We start from the raw sequence: 22,318 nt of genomic DNA on the forward strand, positions 1-22,318 counted from the left end.
GAACCGCGTAAATATGATGAAGAAAACCTTAATTTCAGTGATTCTATTGTTGGGCATTGTGTTCACGACACATGCGCAGACAAACAGCTTTTTCACCCATTATTCTACTGAAGACGGATTATCACAAAATACAGTGATGAACATCTTGCAGGACCATAAAGATAATCTTTGGTTTGCTACCTGGGACGGAATCAACCGTTTCAACGGATACACATTTAAGACATACAAGGCACGTCAGGGAAATTATATCAGCCTGACAAACAATCGGGTAGACCGCCTGTATGAAGACCGTTACGGCTTTATCTGGCTGCTTACTTATGATAACCGTGTCCATCGTTTTGACCCGAAGACCGAGACTTTCGAACAGGTTCCGGCTGCCGGCGAAGAGGGGAGTAGCTATTATGTGGGAGCTATCAAAGTATTGTCGAATGGTACCGTATGGTTATTGACCGAGAGTGACGGTGCTATCCGTGTCAGCACGAATCCCGAAAAAGGACATCAACTGGATATTGATATATACTCCCGGAAGTCGGGCTTGTTTCCCGCCACTCACGTATATCAGGTCTATGAGGATAAAGCCGGCAATGACTGGCTGCTGACCGATAACGGACTGGGCATGATACCGCCCGGTGAGAAAACACCGGTTTCTTATTTTGTCGATACCAAAGGAAAGTCCGGCGGGATGAACCAGGCTTTTTATGCGGTTCAGGAGCGTGACGAGGATATTTGTTTTGCTTCGGACAAAGGAAGAGTCTGGCGTTATCAGAAAAGTAACGGTGAGTTTCATTTGCTCGAGATTCCTACCAAAGCCAATATTACCGCTATCTATGCTGAACAGGAAAAGGCAGTCATGGCGACAGATACGGACGGCTTCTTCACCTATAACATGAAAACCGGAGAGAGTGTGCACTACTCTCATGTGACTTGTAAAGACTTGCCCGATAAGCCGATTCTTTCCATTTATGTGGACCGTTCTTCGGAAATTTGGTTTGAACAGGAAGAACTCGGTGTGGTGGTTCATTTCAACCTTGCCACCGGAGTGGTAAAACGGGAACAGATGAAAGTGGAATATAGCAATGCCGACCGCTCTCGTCCTGCTTTTCATATCCACGAAGACGTGAACGGATATTTGTGGGTACATCCGTATGGTGGCGGTTTCTCTTATTTCGACCGCGAACGGAATTGTCTTGTTCCTTTCTATGATGATTTGGACAGCCATAACTGGCGTTTCTCTAACAAGATTCATATCGCTTTCTCCGATAAACAGGGTAATCTGTGGCTTTGCACCCATTCGAAGGGATTGGAAAAAGTCACTTTCCGCAATGTCCCTTTCTCCATGCTGACTCCGGTTCCTCACGATTACGAGTCGCTAAGCAATGAGACGCGGGCTATCTGTGAAGATAAGCTGGGCAATCTATGGGTAGGGCTGAAAGATGGAATCGTGCGTATCTATGATTCCAACCGTCAGTATAAAGGTTATCTGACGGAGAGCGGAACGATTGCTCTTTCCGGTGCTCCGATGCAGGGGACTGCTTATTTTATTATGCAGGATTCGAACGGCGTAATGTGGATTGCTACGAAAGGCAACGGACTGGTTTCCGCCCGTCAGACTTCACCGACCGGAATGTCGTATCGGCTGACACGCTACCAGCACAATAAGGATGATATGTATAGCCTGAGCGACAACAATGTATATTGTGTGTACGAAGACCATCACGGACGTATTTGGGCGGCTACCTTTGGCGGCGGTATCAATTACATTACTCAAAATCAGGAAGGGGAGACTCTCTTCATCAATCACCGCAATAATCTGAAAGGGTATCCTATCGACTTGTGCTACCGAACCCGCTTTATCACTTCTGATAACAACGGTCGCATGTGGGTGGGCACGACAACGGGCGCTATTGCGTTCGACGAGAATTTCAAGAAGCCGGAAGATATACAGTTTCATCATTTCTCGCGTGTACCTAATGATACGAATAGTCTGAGTAATAACGACGTGCACTGGATTATCCCGACTAAAAAGAAAGAACTTTACCTCGCTACTTTCGGCGGCGGACTGAATAAACTGTTGTCTATCGACAAAGACGGTCACGGGAAGTTTAAGTCTTACTCGGTGCTCGACGGGCTTTCTTCGGACGTGTTACTTTCCATTCGCGAAGACCATAAGCAGAATCTTTGGATTAGCACGGAGAACGGCATTTGTAAATTCATCCCTTCCGAAGAGCGTTTTGAAAATTATGATGAGCGGAGTATCAGCTTCCGGGTTCGTTTCAGTGAAGCGGCTTCTGTATTGACTTCCAAAGGAAATGTGATGTTCGGCACCAGTAACGGAGTATTTATGTTCAATCCGGACTCGATACGGAAAAGCAGTTATGTGCCGCCGATTGTTTTCGGCAAGCTGATGGTGAATAATGAGGACGTCATTCCGGGAAAGGCATCTGTCCTGAAAGTAGATTTGGATGATACGGAGAAACTGGTGCTTTCGCATGACGAGAATATTTTCTCCGTCCAGTATGCGGCACTCGATTACACGAATCCGCAGAATATACAATATGCCTATATTCTCGATGGATTTGAGAAGCAGTGGACGTTTGCGGATAAACAGCGGAGTGTGACTTATACCAATCTCCCGAAGGGGAATTATGTATTCCGTGTCCGGTCTACCAATAGCGACGGGGCGTGGGTGGAGAATGAACGAACGCTGGATATTGTTATTCTTCCCTCTTTCTGGGAGACTCCGGTGGCATATGTGCTCTATGTATTGTTTATCTTGATTATCATTCTTGTGGCTGTTTATATCCTGTTCACTATTTACCGGTTGAAGCATGAAGTATCCATCGAACAGCAGATTTCGGATATAAAGCTGCGTTTCTTTACTAATATTTCCCATGAACTCCGTACGCCGCTTACGCTGATAGCAGGCCCTGTTGAACAGGTGCTGAAGAATGATAAGTTGCCGGAAGATGCCCGTGAGCAGTTGGTGGTGGTGGAACGGAATACAAATCGTATGCTTCGTCTTGTCAATCAGATTCTGGACTTCCGCAAGATTCAGAATAAGAAGATGAAAATGCAGGTGCAGCGTGTGGATGTCGTGCCGTTTGTCCGCAAGGTGATGGATAACTTTGAAGCCGTTGCCGACGAACACCGGATTGATTTCCTGTTCGAGACGGAGAAGCAGCATTTATATCTTTGGATAGATGTGGATAAACTCGAAAAGATTGTGTTTAACCTGCTTTCCAATGCTTTCAAGTACACGCCGAACGGGAAGATGATTACGATTTTTATCCGCGAAGATGAGAATACCGTTTCTATCGGTGTGCAGGACCAGGGTATCGGCATTGCGGAAAATAAGAAGAAATCGCTGTTTGTCCGTTTTGAGAATCTGGTGGACAAGAATCTTTTCAACCAGGCGAGTACGGGTATCGGGCTTTCGTTGGTGAAGGAGCTTGTGGAAATGCACAAGGCGACTATTACTGTCGATAGCCATTTGGGAGAAGGAAGTTGCTTCAAGGTCGATTTCCAGAAGGGAAAAGAGCATTACGATGAAGAAGTCGAATTTATTCTTGAGGATGCGGAAGCTCCGGTAAGGATGGGGCAGGTGGTGGATATTGCTAATGCATCGCTTCAGTCTGAGACTTTGGTGGCAGTGGACGGTACGGTATTTGAGGAATCGCCTTCTGAAGAATTGCCTTTGGTGGAAGAACCGGCAGCGGAAGATAACTCCAAAGAGTTGATGTTATTAGTCGAAGATAATCAGGAATTGCGTGAATTTCTGCGTAGTATATTTACTCCGATGTACAGGGTGGTGGAAGCTGCTGATGGTATGGAAGGCTGGAGCAAGGCATTGAAGTATTTGCCGGATATTATTATCAGTGACGTGATGATGCCCGAAAAAGACGGTATCGAGATGACCCGGGAACTGCGTGCGGATATGACGACCAGCCATATACCTATTATTCTGCTTACTGCCAAGACTACTATCGAAAGTAAATTGGAAGGACTGGAGTATGGCGCGGATGATTATATCACGAAACCTTTCAGTGCTACGTATCTGCAAGCCCGTGTGGAAAACTTGCTGATGCAGCGCAAGAAACTGCAGAGTTTCTACCGCGATAGCCTGATGCATATCAATATGTCTGCTGTCTCCGAAGATTTGCCGGCATTGGCAGAGACTGTATCAAGGGAAGAAAACAAAGTTGAACCGGAGCAGGAAGCGCAACCTCAACCTACTGTTCCCGAACTGTCTCCCAACGACCGTAAGTTTATGGATAAACTGGTGGAACTGATGGAACAGAACATGGATAATGGCGAACTGGTGGTAGATGATTTGGTACGCGAACTGGCCGTCAGCCGTTCGGTATTCTTCAAGAAACTGAAAACGCTTACCGGACTGGCGCCTATCGAGTTTATCAAGGAAATCCGTATCAAGCGTGCCACCCAACTGATTGAAACCGGAGAATTTAATATGACACAGATTTCGTATATGGTCGGTATTAATGACCCGCGTTATTTCAGCAAATGCTTCAAGGCGCAGGTGGGGATGACGCCGACGGAGTATAAGGAGAAGGTAGGCAGGTAGTTGCAGTTGATGAAACACGAATCAAAGAGGAGATAATAGATAAAATAGAAAAGACCGGCTTCCAATAGGTAGAAGTCCGGTCTTTTCGTCTGTTAGAGAGAGAGATTTATATAAAAGGTGTTTTTATTTCAACTGGCTGTCCAGATAATTGATAATATTGGCATCCGAAGGACGGGGAGCGTTGATATTAAGTATCTTTCCATCTTTGTCGAAAAGCATGAAACGGGGAATACCGCTGATTTTGTACTCTTTACATAAGTCTGATTTAAAACCGTCCGGTACAATGAACTGTTTCCATTCCGGTTTGTCCGCTTCCAGTTTCTTCTTCCACTTGTCTTGTTTTTCATCTATGGAGATACTGATAATTTCTATTTTCGAATTGCCGGCGTAGTGTTCTGTCAGTTTCTCCATATAAGGAATCTCGGCACAACAAGGACCACACCAGGTAGCCCATACGTCCATATAAACCACTTTTCCTTTTCCTATTATATCCGAGAATTTTAAAGAATTTCCTTTTACGTCGTTGACGGCAAAATCCGGAGCGGTATTGCCCGGCAGGAGTTTACCTATATCGTCACACTTTGTTTTGAATTCCTTTATTTTCTCTTGGTTGGAAGTAGTTTGTTGATATGCTTCGAATGTAGCAGTCAAATACGCGTCTGCTCCATTTTCCATATAGTTCGCCATATATATGTCCGCTAGATAATCTACTACTTCCTGATTGGATACGCGTTGTTTCAGAATATTGAAATATTGTACGCCAGGTCCTGATGTTGAGTCGGGATGGCTTGTCTGGTACCAGTCAATATACATATCCGTCAATCTGTTTTTGGCATTTCCCATATCATTGTAGTCGATACTTTCCAACAAGGCAAGGAAATCTTTGTCCCCATCTGTCGGTTGCCCTGCCTGATGTCTGCCTCGCATATAATTGAAAGAAGTCTGGAGTATTTTATCCTTCAGTTTCTTTTCTTCTTTTGAAATGAACCGTTTGTCACCGGTTGCTTTCAATTGTTCGGACAATTGTTCTGCAACAGAATCAAGGGCAGCTTTAAAGAGCTTGAATGACTGATATCCTGCAGCTTCTTTCGGTGTCCATTTGTTAGGATTGGCAAAATCATTATCAAAAGCCCGGAAGTATTCCGTAGCTTTAGTGTCTCCACTGAAAACAACTTCACAACGGCCGATCACAGAATCTGCATTGGCGGCTAATACAATGTGTTGCTTGTCACCGTTCTTCAAATACAAGCGTAGGAATCCTTGCGCATCTTCGGATACAAACCATATTTCGGCACCTTCGGGGAAATCTCTGCTGTATACGAAACTACCATCTTCCGAGATATCTACGCTATCCTGGACGAAAGCGGAATCGGTTATCAGCATACACTCCACACCTGCTGCTTTATAATCTTTAATCTCTCCGGTCAATGTTGCCGGACCGGGTTTGCAGGAGATGAATGTTACTGAAGCCAGAACTGTCATCAATAAAATGTGATTTATTCTCTTCATATTGAATTACTGTTTTATAATTGTTTCTTGTTAATATCTATTTTGTTCGATAGAGCCTTCGCTGATTACAACTTCCGATGCAGGAATAGCCATCGTATAAAGGTATTTGTTGCTATTAGGTCCTAATGTGTATTCTATTATGTTTCCTTCATATAAAGGAGCATGTGTGTTGGTGGGATCTAGTTCGTAAAATTTACGTTTGATAGTGATGTCATCATTCGGATCGTCATTGAAGTTGCAACGGCGAATATCATGCCAACGCAAAGTGTAAGGAAACTCCAGCATGCGTTCTTTTAAAATAAGGGCAATTGCTTCCTGTTGATTGCCGGCTGTTAAGTTTTTCTTCTCTGCCGGAGCATCATTGCTGATGCGGTAAGGACGAAATTGGGTATTCAGGTAGTTGAGTGCTTCATTCCACTTACCTTGTCGTGCCATTGCTTCTGCTTTGATCAGCATCACTTCTGCAGTACAGGGGCCGGACTCGAAAATGTCATCAGAATAGTATGAGTATCCGGATGCTGTACTGGGAACACCAAAAGCATATGCAACACCAAATACCGCCATAGTACTATAATCCGGATAGTAGAAATATTTATAGCGTAGGTCGTATGTCTGGTCGAAACTGTTTAAAAAACTGTCGCTTGGTGAAGGCCATGTGGTACCGTGCGAGAATTCACGTTTATAATACGATTTTTGTAACTCAGGAGTTAACAAACCCGTAGTATTGTTGTAAGTCTCATTATACCAGTTTGTTGCTTCTGTCATTCCATCCACTTCCGATGTTGCTTTATATAGAAATGTTTCATCATTAAAATTTCCAAGCTCAGCATTTAAGGCTAATGCTTTCTCTGCGTATTCTTGAGCTTTGGCATAGTCGCCTTTGGTTAAATAAAATCTTGCGGCAAAGCTGTTGACAGCAGAACTGTTTTCACGCCATGCTTTACGGTTACCGTTTTCTTTTAGCGGGATAGATAAATCCAGTGCCTGTGTCAATTCTGATTCTATAAATTCATAGACTTCTTTTAAAGAAGCTCGGGAGTATGAACTTTTATATGTAAGATCTGTGTTGATCGGCACCCCCGGTTCCTGAAAATTAGCCTCACAATAAGGTACGCAATAACAATTGGCTAATTCATAATAATGAAAGGCTCTCAGGAAATGAGCTCTTTGAGTTAATATGTCACGCTGCTCCGCGGTTCCGCCTGTTACTTTATCCAAATAAACAAGCACTGTGTTGGCTATAAATATATTTCTGAAACTCAGAAGCCAGACGGTACTGTTGCCATCCAATACATCTGTATATTGGGGTTGAAGACAATTCAAATGGAAAAGGGTGTAGTCTCCCATTAATATACTTTCCCAATCAACGTCCGGAGCCCACTCTGCCGGCAGAGAGAAACAATCGCTCATATAGAGTTGTGCCATGTTTAAGTCAACATTGAGTTGCCGATCATTATTTTCGGTGCGTGCATTGATGATAGCTTCCAGTTGCTCAAAGGTTTTTAGTTCTATGCCGTTTCCTTTTCTGGGCTGCTCGTCAAGATAATCATTGCAACTGAATAGTGCCATCGCCAGAAGAAAAATAGAACTTATCGTATATATCTTTTTCATAATCTATCAAGTTATTTATGTATTTCAATTTTAATAAGCGAATTTGACTCCGATAGTATAGGTTGGCTGCAAACGGAAAGAACCGTAAGAGTATTCGGGATCTTCGTCTGTAGCCTTGATAGTGAACAGGTTATTACCTTGTAGATAGCAAGTCAGGCGACTGATTCCCCATCGGTTCAGGATACGTTTGGGAACAGAATAAGATAAGGATAACTCCTGCATACGCACATTGTTTGCACTTTTCACATTATAATCCATGTAAGGGGCAAATGAAGCATAGGTTCCTAGCGCTATGGCCTTATCTGTTGGCATGGGCATGACTCCTTCATCACTTAGTTGGCTGTATTGGCGGTTGGGAATTGAGGTGAGCGGATCCGCATAATTGAATGTGGTTTGGCGGAACTTATGTCCGAACTTTCCTGTCATTGTAAATGATAATTCCCACTCATTGTAACTGAAAGAATGGCTCATGCCGATAGTCCACGGTGCAACAGTAGTACCCATATATTCCAGTGCATCACGTCCGTCCACTTCGGCCGGAATACTGTTAATTGGGCTGGTATTACCTTCCTTGTCTATATAAACTGCGGGTACTTTACTTTTGCCGGAACCGCTTGTAGAAGAATTTACTTCAGTAAGTCCTGCGTATCTGTAAGCCCATAATCCGTAGATATTGTATCCTGCAACAGCAGTCGGGCTAAGCATGTCAGACTTGTCAATGTAGTTGACGTAAAATTTGTCTACTTTGTTTTTGTTATAGGCAAGGGTAACATTACCATTCCAATGAACCCCTTTTCCGATAGGCAGACTGCTTCCCAACTCCAATTCTATTCCGCGATTGGTTATTTCTGCAGCATTGGCAGTAATTCTGGCTCCTGTGATAGCTATCTGATCAGTAGCAATAAATTGTCCGGAGGCGATAGGGACAGAAACATCTGCCATGATGTCTGTTCCTTTTTTATTATAGAAATCGAATTTTCCATAGAATTTTCCATGAAACATGGACCAGTCAAATCCAATATTGACGGTATTGGTATGTTCCCAACTCATAGCCGGGTTACCATAAGCGGTAAAGCGTGCGTAAGGCACTTCGGATATTCTGCCTATGCCCATCATCTCAATTAGCGGATACATGGAAGTTGTTGTATTGGCATTTCCGTTTCGTCCGTAAGTAATACGAGGGCGAAGGTAATCCAGCCAATGAATAGATTCCATAAAGTTTTCGTTAGTCATGTTCCAACTAAAGCCAACCGACCAAAACGGTGAATAACGATATTTCGGGTCATCGGATATGAAATTAGAAGCATCGGTACGATAGGAACCGGATATGGAATATTTATCATCGAATGTATAGGCCAAGTTCGCAAATGCGGAGAAGTAACGTTGTAAAGCATAGGAAAATGAAGAACGGGTATTGATATAAGAATCCTTATTTCCATAAATGTCTTCTACCTTGATATTTTGAATAGGATACGAAGTCAGATATTCATCATCATAAGCATATATGGGAGCAAATGTCCTGCTTTTCGCTTTGTTTTGGCTGACTTCGATGCCGCCGACAAAATTGATGGCATGGCGTTCGGCGAACGTACGGTTAAAGTTTATCTGGTTACGCCAGTTATAGGCATCCGTAGTATATTTGTTTTCGCGTAGGATGGCTCCTTTCTCAATATTAGGCGTAGCTTTGTGTGTATCCCAATCAAGAGTAGAGTACATGTTAATTGTATTTCGTACATCGTATGTATCGTCGGAAGACAGATTGCGCGTATCTTGTTGCACATATTCATATTGGAATTTAGTATCGAATGTCAGTCCTTCCAGAATCGTAGCTTTGAATCCCACTTGAAAACGTCCGTTCAATGTTTTGTTAGTGATGTCACGCCCGTTTACTTCACGTGCAATGTTGTAGCTCCAGTCTGAATAGGGAAAGTTGGTAAATTGGTTGAGTACGCTATTTACACCGTCAGCATATTGTTTGAGGTAACTCATATCGGCATACGAGCCGTCCGTATTCCGAATCATGTCATAAGGAGCCAGGTCTGTAATTTCTCCGGAGGATGCTCCCGACTGATTGCTTTTTTTGTAACGTGCAGTGGCTGAAATGCTCATATCCAACCATTTTAGCAGTTTTGTGTTACCCCGGTAATCGAATTGAAAGTTTTGCGAATTATTTTTTTGATAACGGGTTATATCGTAACCATACAGTAAAGATACATAATTATCCATACGTTCGCTACCACCGGATAACGTGATATTATATTGCTGATAGACAGGACGCCTTAAAAGTTCGTCTTCAATTTGCTTTTTGTTATTCAGTTGTGCCAGTGCGGCTAGGCCGGCATTGTATTCACTTTCTGATATTTCATTCAGATTCTTGTATTTATTATAGAGTACCCCTGCTTGTGTATACCTATATTGGAAAGCATCTCCCAATGTAGCACTGTTCGGATTTGAAGGGGGGTATTTAGCTAGTCCCTGATAAGTTCCAAATGTATTTCTTTGGTATTCTACCACTTCTTCGCTGGACAACATATTACGTAAATAGTCAATATCGGTTTTACTACCGATACGTACTTGCGCATCTACTGCTACTGTCAGCCCTTTTCCTTTTTTCCCTTTTTTCGTCGTAATCACGATTACTCCATTGGAAGCTCGTGCGCCCCAGATAGAAGCTGCAGCAGCATCCTTCAGAATTGAAATACTTTCTACATCATTTGGGTTAATAGAGGAAAATCCGGTAGAGATAGGAAAACCGTCCACTACAATTAATGGTTCTTTGTCAGATTGCAACGTTCCTTGTCCGCGGATAGTAAAGGAAATATCCCCGTCGGCAGTCGTTGATGCTTGTACTCCGGCAATTCTGCCTACCAGGCGGTCGGCAATTGTTGTGGAAGGTTTGTCCAGTGTCGCTTGTTTGATAATGTCGAAAGCTCCGGTGGCGCGTTCCTTCGAAATAGTCTGGAACCCCGTCACTACTACATCTCCCAGCATCTTTGCGTTTTCTTGCATGGCCATGTTGATTTCTGTGTCACTTCTCGGTGTGACATATTCTTTTTTCATGCCAATGTAGGAAAACACCATCAGGTCATAGGGAGAAGCTTCCAGTTCATAACGGCCGTTTTCGTCAGTTATAGTTCCTCTGCTATGATCGCCTTCTATGGTTATAGTAACACCCATGAGAGGTTCTCCCTTTTCGTCAATGACTATTCCTTTGATCTTTTTCCTGGGATTACTTTGGGAACGCTCCTTTGCCTTAACTATCAATATGTAACCGTTTTCCAATTCAAATTGTAGTCCGGCAGGAGTACAGATTTCGTTTAACACCTTGTTCAATGGAGCATTCTTCAGGTTCAGATTCAGTCGGATTTTGTCATTAATGATGTCCGATTGGTACATAAGTGCACCGCCAATCTGTTTTTTAACTTCATCCAGTGCTTCTCTGACGGATATGTCGGAGTTTACAATGGTCACACGTTTTACATCGTCCAGCACGTTGGCTGCGATCGGCAATGCAAAGACAAAAAGTAATGTGAAAAGGAAGGTTAGCAACCGGATACGGCTTTGCATCCGGGAAGCTTTACAGTCGTTTTTTCTCATTCTAGTATTATTAAGATTAAAATGAAACATAGGAGTCAAGACACATATGTGGTATCTTTTAACCCTTTTATGAACTCTCTGTTATTATTCTAATTATTTGCTGACAATGATTGTCCCGTTTTCTTTGCTGAAGCGGACATTGGATACTTGCTGGATAATCTCTAATGAGAAACCTAACGGCTTGTTGCGGAATACGGCTCCGTCGAAGCAGATGTTGCGTGCATCCTCGTCTTTATAGACCACTTTCACTCCGTACCATAATTCAAACTGTGACAGAATGTTGTGGAGCGGAGTCCTGCTGAATTCATAAATGCCTGTCACCCATGAGGTATAGATAGCTGTATTTACTTCTTCTACAGTGATAGCGTTGTCTTCCGGGGAAATAGTCGCTTGTTGTCCCGGCGCTAATAATTTGCGTGCAATGCCATTCTTGACTTCTACTTTTCCTTTTACAAGGGTAGTTATCATGTTTCGGGAGTGGTAGGCGGATACATTAAACTGGGTTCCCAGTACTTTGATTTCTTTTCCGTCTGCTTTTACGGTGAAAGGCTTCCCTGTATGTGTCACATCGAAATAAGCCTCTCCGTTCAGTTCTACAATACGCTTGTCTTGCATGGATACCGGATAGCGGAAAGTAGTGGTGGAGTTTAAGGTTACTTGCGTGCCATCAGATAAGGTCAGGGAGAAAGTGCTTCCTTCGGGCACTGTAATTGTATTATATTGGATACCGCTCGCCGGAGTGTTGTCCGGTTGATAACTTAACGAGTTATTGCTTCCTTGAGCTACCACTTTTCCATTATCGGCAATTTCTTTAGCCTGTTCCTCATCAAGTACAATTTGCTGGCCGGAACTTAATGTCAATGTCACCTTATTCTGTGGAAGGTTAGGGAATAATTCCGCCAACGAAGGCTCTTCCGCCGGAAGCGATGAGTCCTGATAGGTATAAAGATATACGGCTGTCCCCAGCAGAAAGGAGAGGAAACAGGCGGCTATTGCCGTATAATAGAGTTTCCGGCGTAAACGATGCTGTTTCAGTTTACGTTCGATGATTGTCCAGCCTTTAGCTGCGTCAGCATGCTGGTTTGCTTCTATGCGCTTTTCGGATTTATATAATTTCACGTAGTTGGAAAAGAACCGGAGATTCTCTTCCGACTCGTTCACCCAGCTTTGTAATAACTGAAATTCGGATTCAGTCAGTTTGTGGGTTTGATATTTGTGGCATAAGTCCACTAGTTCGTTTTCTGATAACATTTTGGCTCTTTTGTCCCTATGACGTAAAAAGAATATAAAATGGGTGAACGAAAATATAAAAAAATGCAGTTTACAGGTAAAAAAGTGAATAGAGTGAAATGAAAGGTCGGCTTCTCAGGAACTTCAAAGCCCTTGATAAATGGGTTTTAATGGTATTTACGGACAGGCCTAGTTCATCGGCTACCTCTTTGTATTTTTTATTGTGCACTACTATCTCCATTAACACTTTGTATTCTTGTGGAGTCAGTTGTTTCAAATAATGTTTCAGATGGCGTACCTGTTCTTCAATTTCTGTTTCATTGAGTTCAAAGTCGGTGATGTATGCGTCTTCTTCAATCTCTACGAAACGGTATGGCTGATGCTTGCGCAGATAGTCAACGGAAGCATTGCGGACAGAATTAAAGAGAAACCTTTTCAGATTGTTGTTGATAGTCAGATATAGTTTCTTTTCCCAAAGGCGGATGATGAAATCCTGGACAATGTCTTCCGAAACTTCCAGTGAATCAGTATATTGAACGGAATAGACGCATAGTTGGTTATAGTATTGGTCTACTACTTCCTTCAATGCTTTTTCGTCGCCCTGCTTCAGTTTACTTAATATATGATCGTCCGTAGAAAACATGTATATCTGATTGTTTGCGTCCAAAAGTATGAAAAAATATGTTTTCTACCTACTCTTTTTCCTATTATTAGTCGATAATTATGGGATTATGTAACTTATTGTGCTGATATTTATTAAAAGTGTAAGATTCGGGGATTAGAGGGCCTGTTTGGGAAATAGTTATACAAACGGAAGATGGGGCGAGTCACCCGGATACGCATATAATGGTTCCTCACCGAGAAACGACCTGTTCCTCGGTGAGAAACAAAGTGTTTCTCGGTGTGGAACGGTTCGTTTCTCGGTGAGGAAAAAACTGAAACTATAAAGCTTTGATAATCTATGGTTTAACCCAAAGGTGCAATGACTATCCTAAATGGTTATTATAGTTTACAAATAACCGATGTGGCAAAAATAGATGATTGTTATTGTCTATCATTCTATTTTTTAGGGAACAGGTGGTTGACCAGGCTGTTCATATATACTTCAAGATTCGTATATTCCGGACTTAAAGTATATTTGGCTCCGTCGGACGAATCATTAGGGTTCAGGTTATGTTTCTTTTCCCATTCGTCGGGGATACCGTCGCCGTCTGTGTCTGCCAAAGCCGGTTCTGATTTGTACTCGGGCCATCCGCCTACATCGGACGGTTGGTCAACCATTCCGTTCGTACTTCCGTGAGAGCCTTCATAAGTATAAGTTCCTTTTTCAGTTTCTTCTACGATACGTTGGTCTACGGCATCACGGCGATAGGAAGCGCCTGCAAATTGGAGAACGTCTTTATAGGCTTTCTTTGCCGGTTGCAGTGAAGTATGTTCCGCTATGTCAAATGCTTTCTTAGACAACATTTCTTTCTCGGTTGCGAAGTCTTTTTTGATAACTAAGCCGTAGGTATTGTCCATATTCACTTTATAAAGAGCTTCTTTCTGTTTGTCTGTCAACTTAGAACAAGTAGGGTCCATATAGTTTCCTTTGAAGTGGAATACTCCGTGAACACCTGCGGCATTCTTGTTTTTGCCGTCATCGGCATAAGCTGTGAATAAGCGTTTGAACGAGCCTTTCGTTGCGCTGAAAGGACCGGGCTTGTAGTAGTTGTTGATGAAATTGTAAGAACCGCCTTCGCCGGCATAAGCGCCATCGCTGCCGTAATTGTAAATCACGTTATTGAATAGCTCTACCTTTTCATCTTCCGGTCTGCCTGTATAGCGGCTTCCGCAAAGGCGGGGAGTACGGTTGGTGTGATGAGCGAGCAGATTATGATGGAAAGTGGCAGGCTGTCCGCCCCAGATGCCGCCGTAGCCGTGTGCCCCTTTCTCATGGATAGAGTTGGCAAGGCTTTCGCTGATAAGACACCATTGGAGAGTGAAGTTGCGGTTGTCGTAGAAGGTGGCACATTCATCCGTACACCAGCTCATGGAGCAATGGTCGATGATAATGTTTTGGTGAGCTTTCGTGCCGTTCATGGCATCATCACCTTTTTGTTTGATGTCGACTCCCATACGCGAGCGGATGAAGCGGACGATCACGTTGTCCGCCTGGATGGAGAAAGTATAGTTCTTTAGGCAGATACCGTCACCCGGAGCTGTTTGTCCGGCAATGGTGACATCTCCGTTATTTACTCTTAGCGGTTTTTGAAGTTCAATGATTCCGCTTACGGCAAAAACGATGGTGCGGGGACCTTTCTTGCCGACAGCCCAGCGGAAAGTTCCTTCTGAGCCGTCGTCGGCCAATGACGTTACTGTGTAGACTGCGCCGCCGGCACCGCCGGTTGTGTACTTTCCGGCACCGTCGGCACCGGGGAAAGCGATAATTTTGCTGCGGTCGGGAGCAGGATAGTCCTTTCCCTTTGTTACGGCATTGGTTGTTGAAAGGCAAGTGGTTAAAATACAGAGTGTTACTAATAATGTTTTACTCATAAGGCTATGATCTTATTTGATGGGATATAAATTCTTGACTATATCATTTAAATAGACTTCCAAATTAGTATATTCTGTGCTCAACTGATACTTGACACCATCGCCTGGATCATTCGGATTCAGTTTGTTGGCTGTTTCCCAACTGTCGGGAATACCATCACCATCCGTATCCAACGGAGTGTTTTCGGATTGGTAAACCGGCCATCCGCCTACATCCTGTTGCGAGTCAATAATGCCATTCCGGCTGGTAGAACTGAATTTACCTTCACGGGTTTCGGTCACAATACGCTCATCTACGGCATCCCGTTTATGAGATGCGCCTGCATATTCCAAAACTGCTTCGTAAGCGTCTTTTGCTGACTGCGTAAAGGTAGCAACATCATTTGAAATAACAAATTCTATTTGAGACTTTAAGGCGTTTTCGTCATTATTGGGATAGGGAAGAGTCGTTTTGGTATCATTAATACTTATATCCGGATTGGGTTGTAACCCGACCCAGTTGTCATTATTGACCGCAGTGATGAGTTCTTGATACTTTGAGTTAATATACGCTGATGTGCCGTCAAAGTAATTCCCTTTCAGATGGAAGACTCCCCATACACCTTGTTCCTGTATTACGCCGCCACCTTCAGCCGGACCAATGCAGGGGCTTGGAGCAAAAATACGGTTGATAACTGATTTTTTTGTATTGGTGGCTGCTCCGGGTTTATAATAGTTGTTCACGAAGTTGTAGGAACCACCTTCACCGGCATATCCGCCGTTTCCATCTCCCCAGTTGTAGAATACATTATTGCGAAGGTCTACTCTTTCCGTATCAGGTAGCCCGGTATAGCGGCTGCCGCACAGGCGGGGAGTACGGCTTACGTGGTGTGCCAGCAAATTGTGGTGGAAGGTAGCGGGAGAACCGCCCCAAATGCCACCATAGCCATGAGAGCCTTTCGGATGAATGGAATTGGCTAAACTTTCGGAAATGATGCACCATTGCATAGTGAAGTTCGTATTGCCGTAGAAAGAAGCACATTCATCTGTACACCAACTCATTGAGCAATGGTCGATAATGATATTTTGCCGATTTCTACCGTAGAGTGCATCAGCGTCTTTAACTTGCTTTCCGGTTTCGTCTGTAACGCCAATCTCCTCGTCCCCCAAACGAAAACGCATGAAGCGCATAATGACATTGTCTGCTTCGACGATGACGGGATATTTTTTTAGACAAATACCGTCGCCGGGTGCTGTTTGTCCGGCAATGGTGACATTTCCTTCTTTGATTGTCAGGTTCTGTTGCAGCTCAATGATTCCGCTTACGGCAAATATAATAGTACGGGTGCCGGATTGGTTCAGAGCCCAGCGTAGTGTGCCTGCCGCGCCATTGTCTTCAAGTGACGTCACTGTGTAGACCTTTCCGCCTGCTCCGCCGGTCGTATAGCGCCCTGCCCCGAAAGCTCCGGGGAAAGCGGCTATTTTGGTACGGTCGGGAACGGGATGGTCTACCAATTCTTCATCATCCTTATCCGAATTACCGGAATCTTCTGAGTTGCCCGGAAAATAGGGATAACTATTGGTCAGTTGGGCTTCGTTGTCGGAACAAGCAGAGAACGAGGCAACCAAGCATGAAAGGAATGTTCCTACTAATATTTTGTGTATCATCTTATTAACTTATTGATTCTTATTCGCTTAAAGTACCATATTTATTAGCTGCTTTTACAACGTATCCGGTGTTAGTGTCACTTATTTCAAAAGACGTTCCAGTTGTCTGTCCGACGAAAGTCCCGTCTTCTTTGAAGATTAAGTAACAGATTGCCTTGTAGCGGGCATCCCAACTTAACGTCGTGTTGCTCAAGATGACGTTTTCAGGAGCTTGCAGTTTCTCCATGAATTTCTTGGGATTCCATCCGTCGGCACCGTTAATGATATTTTCGTAAGTATATCTGATATATTCAGAGTAGCTCAATTCTGTCTTGCCTGTGTAATCGTATGTTACTTCATTTGTTCCTTCTTTGACTGTATATTGCGTTTTACGATTACTCATGTCTACCGCTTTTCCTTTTTTATCCGTTGTATTGTATTCAGCGTACAGAGCAGGCACAGCACCCATATCTCTCCAGCCTGCCGGATCAATGTCAAACTTCAGTTTGGTGTTCAGGAATACGGTGATAGGAGAGTTCTGCCAAGGTCTTCCGAGCGTTTGTGCAGTTCCTTTTCCTATTATGTAGTCAAGGCTTTCTGTTCCGTATTTCTCCGGGTCTACTTTATTGATTCCGTCGACCGTGCAATTATTGAATACATATCCCCATTTGGTTTCTTCCGTATGGTTGGCGGCGGTAATGACACTTCCATAGCGTACATTATATAATGTAGTGTTTTCTATCAATACATTACCATTTCCATAGAAATAGTCGACGGCGCCTTCTATCCAACAATCAGTAGCATAGTGGCGGGCATTGACACCATTGTCTGCGGATGACTGGACTTTTGTCTGCCATGTATCCTGGAAAGACCTGAATTTACAATTATTGAAGGCGATACGGTCATTGGCTGTGTACATGGCTTCCGCCATTGGCCCGATAAGTTTTTCTATTCCCCATTTGTTTTCAAAGGAGATATTTTCAGCGTAAAAGTCTGTCGCGTAAATCATGGTTACGGCTTCCTGGAATCTTTCGCTTTGGTTGGCTTCGTTTCTCCATGAGTATTGCCATGCTTCTTCGCCGCCGTCGCCAGTGGCGTTGCTGGCGCTGGTCAGCATACGGGTTATAATTGTATTCTCTTTATCTTGTCCGATCAGATGTATGAATGGCTTAATCTTAGGAACGTTGACAAATTCTTCATAAGTTCCTTTGGCTACAAAAATCAGATAAGGTTCCGTGCGGTTACTTGGGGCTGCGTCGATAGCGGCTTGGATACTCGTGTAATCTCCATTTCCATTTGGTTCTACAATGGCATCGAATAACTTTGGCGTAACTTCTTCTTCCATGACTTTGAAATTCAGGGTTAGTCCTTCGTAAGGATTACCGCTGTAATCGAGTAATGCACCGGCAGGAATCTTGAATGTACAATCCGTATTGTCTGAAGTGCTGTATTTATGGCGAACTACATTATTCAGAATAATAATGCGAATACCGTTACCGTTAAATGTGATGGAAGTATTGGGAGCCTGGCGCACTTTCTTGTTGAAAGTAAGTTCTATATAACCGCTATTGTCTTCCAATGTGGCACCTTCGGCAATGTTGGAAGATACGAGCGCTAATGCGCCCGTGTCTTCTGAATTATCGTCATCTTTGCATGCAAATGCTACTAATACCAGCATACAAAGGAATAGGTAACTGCTTATTTTATAAATATACTTTGTATTCATAAGTTTTTCTTTTTATCGTTATTTATTCCAACGTTGGTCACCGTAGGCTTTGTACTCGTCAACTAAAACGGTGAAATCACCATCTGTTGGATTCGTAAAGAGTTGGGCATCTGTTACACCTTCTATCATCTCTCCAAAGATTCGGTTTTGCGCAAACGGACAATTAGACGTTCTGAAAGCCTCTGTTTGAGCAATTCCTGCTGCTGAAATTGAATTAGCGCTATTGTATGCTTGCGATGTGATACCCCCAAATAATGATTTGGAAATATTGATTAGAATAGTTCCACTTGAGGGACCTTCTATTAATGTAGTGCCGGCACCGAAAATAGTACATTGGTCAATATTGATAGTATAGTCGGATATTGCAGACTTCATTATTTTATAAGTATTATCCAGCGTTGATTGTACTAAGGATATTGCTCCGAAAGTAGTTAATGCTCCACTATCGAAAGTGAAGATGCCGTAGTCACCGACCTTTGCAAATATACAGTTTTTGAATGTGCAATTATCCCATCTGCCAGCTCCCTCTTTTCTAATACGGATAATTCCTCGAGTAGCACTGAATTTACATGATTCCATGAGTAAATTAGTGATGTTACCTGTTGTGCCGGTGGCTTGGTCAATTATATAATTCCCGTTATTAGTTGCTGTGCCAGTGTTATACAAATGTAAATTATATAGCTCTATTTGGCTGAATGTACCATTGAATTTGAGTCCTTGAACTTTGATATTGGGCATGTTTCCGCTTTTTTCTCCATTTGCATCGGCTCCCCAAATTAGAAGAGAGTGAATCGAACTTGGTATTTCTTTTGTTCCATTGGATAAGTCGATATCACCTGTTAATAGAAGTGCCAAATTTTCGACGCCTGCTTCATTGGTTAATGCATCATTCCATTCTGCTACATTCGAAACAGCTATTTTTGTATAGTTGCTTGGAATACCTTTTGAGGTAGTAAAGCTTGTCATTGCACGAACATAAGTACCTCTCATCAAAGCGACTGTATAAGTCGTACTAGGCTCGAATCCGGTAATTTCCAATTGTCCCTGGCTGATTTGTTCGGCTGTCAATGCTGTATAATTATCACTGGAGCTTGGAGTCCTGTTACCTTCGCACCATGCATAGTGGGATACAGTAGTAGTTCCTGTTTGTATAGCTTCGGGATCCCAAGCAAGCGTAACGGATGTTTTAGTAGCTTGCACACTACTGAATTCTACCATCACGGGCATTACAGTCATAACGGTAGTTTCACCGCGTTTTACTTCTCCATTATAGATGGAAATGGTATATTCAGTTCCGGGTAATAGCCCGTCAATCAATTTCTGTCCGGCGGCGGCTTCTTCTGCTGTAATGTTCTTTTGTTCCGGATTCTCTACTCCGGCTGTGATAATAACATGAGTTACTTCCAGACCGGCTTGCCAAGTAAGCAGTACAGATTCTTCCGTGATATTCTCGGAAGGTACAGTGCCAAGAATCTCCTCTTTATCCGTCTTGAAAGTGGCATCTTCCAAATAAATCCAACGGGATTCTTTGCCTGTGGCTACAGACTTGATTCTCAAGTAATAGGTTGTTTCACCTTGCAAGCCTGTCAGGGTGTAAGGTGATTTGTTTATGGATTTGTCTTCGCCATATACAATACTTCCCGAAGCACTGCCCATTGGTGTATCATTATCCATTTGTTCCAGACTTGCTTCGATGATGTAATAATCAGTTTTAGGAGTGGCGTCCCAGTTGACTTCTGCTGTGATGGCTGCCGGACTTACGGAAAAACTCGTAGTGCCGAACAGACGATTACCGTCTACTGTTTCCCAATCATTGCCGTCTACGCACGACGTAATGTTCAGGGAAGCCAGGAGTACGAAGACTCCTGTTTTTATAATGTGTGTTAACTTCTTCATAATTGTTTGATAATTGGGTATTAGTCTGAAAATCCGTATGAGTTATGCAACATTCCGTTGGATGCTGAAATGGTAGTAGAGGCGATTGGTAACAAATAGCGGTTGATTACTGGTACATCATTTCCCACCAATCCACTGGAAATAGAAAGTAGGTTGATTGTATACTGCGTTTGTCCTTTGTTGTCCGTTCTTTCTTTACCCCAGAAATTGTTGCTGTCCTGATAGTCACCCGTAGTTTTTCCGCTAGGGATGCCATGCCAGGTAACGCTATTGATGTCGATAGAAGTCCGGGTATCATCCGTATAGTTGAAATAGACTTTTTCCGGGTATGAATCTGTACTACTATATAATTGGGTTTCGTAGTCTGACTTGAATTGTTTGATTTTACCGGACAGCAAATTCCAACGGATTAGATCGAATTTACGGAAACCTTCTCCTGCCAGTTCCCAGGCATTTTCGTCTACAACTGCATTGAAGAAAGCATCTTTTTCAGTGATGGCGTCGATGTAGCTTTTTGCAGCAGCCTTATCAGCATCGGCATAAGCGCGCAAGTGTACCTCTTCGAGTGCTTTTCTTGCAGTAGGGATGCTTGTGGAAGCTCCTGTGTAGCTTCCGTCCGGTCCGTTGGCTAACTCATTCAGCACCTCGGCGTACATCAGTAATACCTGCGGATAACGCATACGGACGCAATTGATTCCCGACATCCATTTGGCTTTTCCGGTGGCGATGGCTACCTGGCGCCATTCTTCATTCATTTGCCGGATATCCCATTTGCCGCAATAAATGGCGAAAGGAGTGTTCCCTAGCATTTTCTCTTTTAAGACATTGCTTTCTGTTTTTAATTGGAGATTGCAACAAGTGATGTCACGACGTTGGTCGCCTTCCCGGAATGACCAGAAGTAGGGAGCGGTGACTTTCAATTTGCCGGAAGAGTTTCCTTGTTCACCGTACAGGGTACTTGAACCGTTTATACGTACACCGACAGTGTAGCCCAGTTCTCCGCTGACTCCAAGTCCCATAGGGATTTCGAAGATATTCTCACGATATGTTTCATCCAACTGGCGTTGGTTTATCAGATACCATTCGTTGGCAAATGACGGATTCAGTTGATGGGTACCGTTATCAATAACAGCCGCCAAATGTTTCAGTGCCAGTTCATACATTTTCGTGCGGGTAGCGTCGTCACAGCGTTGTGTCGGATAAGCCGGGTCGGAGTAAAGGTTTGCAGTGACATATCCTGCTTTCGATTTTTCACGAATTCCCCAACCTGCACGGGTCAGTGCTATATTGGCTAATAATGAGTGCGCATATCCTTTGGTGACACGTTCGGTAGTGTATGAAGAAACTTCTCCTGCCCAAGGTAACAAGGTAGTCGCCGTTTCCAAATCCTTGATAAGTTCTTCCATGATAATGTCACGGTCGCTTTTCCCTATATAAACATTGCTTAAATCAGGATTGGAAGATTCACTCTTATAGGGAATGTCTCCAAAAAGACGAATCAGATCAAAATATGCCATGGCCCGGATGGTCAAGGCTTCACCCTTGAAACGCTCCATGGCCCGTTGGTCATTACCCCCTGCTGTTAGTAACGAACTGTTATCCAGTCCTTCCACAATCAGGTTTGCATTCTCGATAATCGTGTACATCGCATCCCATACGTTGGCCAGTTTCGACCATCCGGGACTGACATTATAATTCATGGCACCACGTTCGTGGGTCGTATTGCCTGTATCCGTACCCAGACCGTCTACCAGTTCGCAGTCGGAGTTAGTACCCAGAATAATAGGAATATCCCGGGAGTAAGTTGCGTCTTGTGTCATTTGTCCATAGAGCTTGTTGACAGCCAACTCTGTGAAGAAAGTCGACTCAAATACATTTTCTCCCGATTGTTCGGAAGGAGCTGTCTGATCAAGGAAATCCGAACATGCCGTGGTCGTCAGAAGACTGGTGGCGAGGAATACTATCTTTACTATATTTTTCATAAAACTGTTGTCTTTTGCGTTAAA

11 protein-coding genes are annotated in these 22,318 nt (G+C 43.4%); 1 reads left to right on the top strand and 10 read right to left on the bottom strand.

Features of this window, described 5'->3' with window-relative positions:
* The first annotated feature begins 13 nt into the window (after positions 1-13).
* Positions 14-4,582 carry a hybrid sensor histidine kinase/response regulator transcription factor gene (locus BacF7301_RS10210; RefSeq protein WP_167962471.1) on the top strand — a complete coding sequence of 1,523 codons (4,569 nt, stop codon included), beginning with the start codon at positions 14-16 and terminating at the stop codon, positions 4,580-4,582.
* A gap of 123 nt (positions 4,583-4,705) precedes the next feature.
* Here the strand turns inward: BacF7301_RS10210 and BacF7301_RS10215 are convergent, their stop codons facing one another.
* The 10 genes from BacF7301_RS10215 to BacF7301_RS10260 form a co-directional block, all read right to left on the bottom strand.
* Positions 4,706-6,091: a TlpA family protein disulfide reductase gene (locus BacF7301_RS10215; RefSeq protein WP_167962473.1), complete on the bottom strand. Its 1,386-nt coding sequence runs from the start codon at positions 6,089-6,091 to the stop codon at positions 4,706-4,708.
* 30 nt (positions 6,092-6,121) lie between these two features.
* Positions 6,122-7,702: a RagB/SusD family nutrient uptake outer membrane protein gene (locus tag BacF7301_RS10220; RefSeq protein WP_167962475.1), complete on the bottom strand. Its 1,581-nt coding sequence runs from the start codon at positions 7,700-7,702 to the stop codon at positions 6,122-6,124.
* Positions 7,703-7,732: 30 nt separating this feature from the next.
* Positions 7,733-11,299, bottom strand: a complete 3,567-nt coding sequence (locus BacF7301_RS10225; protein ID WP_167962477.1) for a SusC/RagA family TonB-linked outer membrane protein — start codon at positions 11,297-11,299, stop codon at positions 7,733-7,735.
* A gap of 93 nt (positions 11,300-11,392) precedes the next feature.
* Positions 11,393-12,550: a FecR family protein gene (locus BacF7301_RS10230; protein WP_167962479.1), complete on the bottom strand. Its 1,158-nt coding sequence runs from the start codon at positions 12,548-12,550 to the stop codon at positions 11,393-11,395.
* 70 nt (positions 12,551-12,620) lie between these two features.
* The gene (locus BacF7301_RS10235; RefSeq protein WP_167962481.1) at positions 12,621-13,172 is read right to left on the bottom strand and encodes an RNA polymerase sigma factor; all 552 of its coding nucleotides are present in this window, start codon (positions 13,170-13,172) and stop codon (positions 12,621-12,623) included.
* 416 nt (positions 13,173-13,588) lie between these two features.
* Positions 13,589-15,064: a pectate lyase gene (locus BacF7301_RS10240; RefSeq protein ID WP_167962483.1), complete on the bottom strand. Its 1,476-nt coding sequence runs from the start codon at positions 15,062-15,064 to the stop codon at positions 13,589-13,591.
* Positions 15,065-15,076: 12 nt separating this feature from the next.
* On the bottom strand, positions 15,077-16,711 hold the full coding sequence (locus tag BacF7301_RS10245; protein WP_369805646.1) for a pectate lyase: 1,635 nt from the start codon (positions 16,709-16,711) through the stop codon (positions 15,077-15,079).
* A 19-nt stretch (positions 16,712-16,730) separates the two neighbouring features.
* A complete protein-coding gene (locus tag BacF7301_RS10250; RefSeq protein ID WP_245208431.1) occupies positions 16,731-18,416 on the bottom strand; it encodes a pectinesterase family protein in 1,686 nt (561 codons plus the stop codon).
* Positions 18,417-18,434: 18 nt separating this feature from the next.
* Complete coding sequence (locus BacF7301_RS10255; RefSeq protein WP_167962485.1) at positions 18,435-20,312, bottom strand: DUF5123 domain-containing protein; 1,878 nt, start codon at positions 20,310-20,312, stop codon at positions 18,435-18,437.
* 20 nt (positions 20,313-20,332) lie between these two features.
* Positions 20,333-22,294 carry a RagB/SusD family nutrient uptake outer membrane protein gene (locus tag BacF7301_RS10260; protein ID WP_167962487.1) on the bottom strand — a complete coding sequence of 654 codons (1,962 nt, stop codon included), beginning with the start codon at positions 22,292-22,294 and terminating at the stop codon, positions 20,333-20,335.
* Positions 22,295-22,318: the final 24 nt, after the last annotated feature.

The organism is Bacteroides faecium, assembly GCF_012113595.1.
In the GTDB taxonomy this organism is placed as follows: Bacteria; Bacteroidota; Bacteroidia; order Bacteroidales; family Bacteroidaceae; genus Bacteroides; species Bacteroides faecium.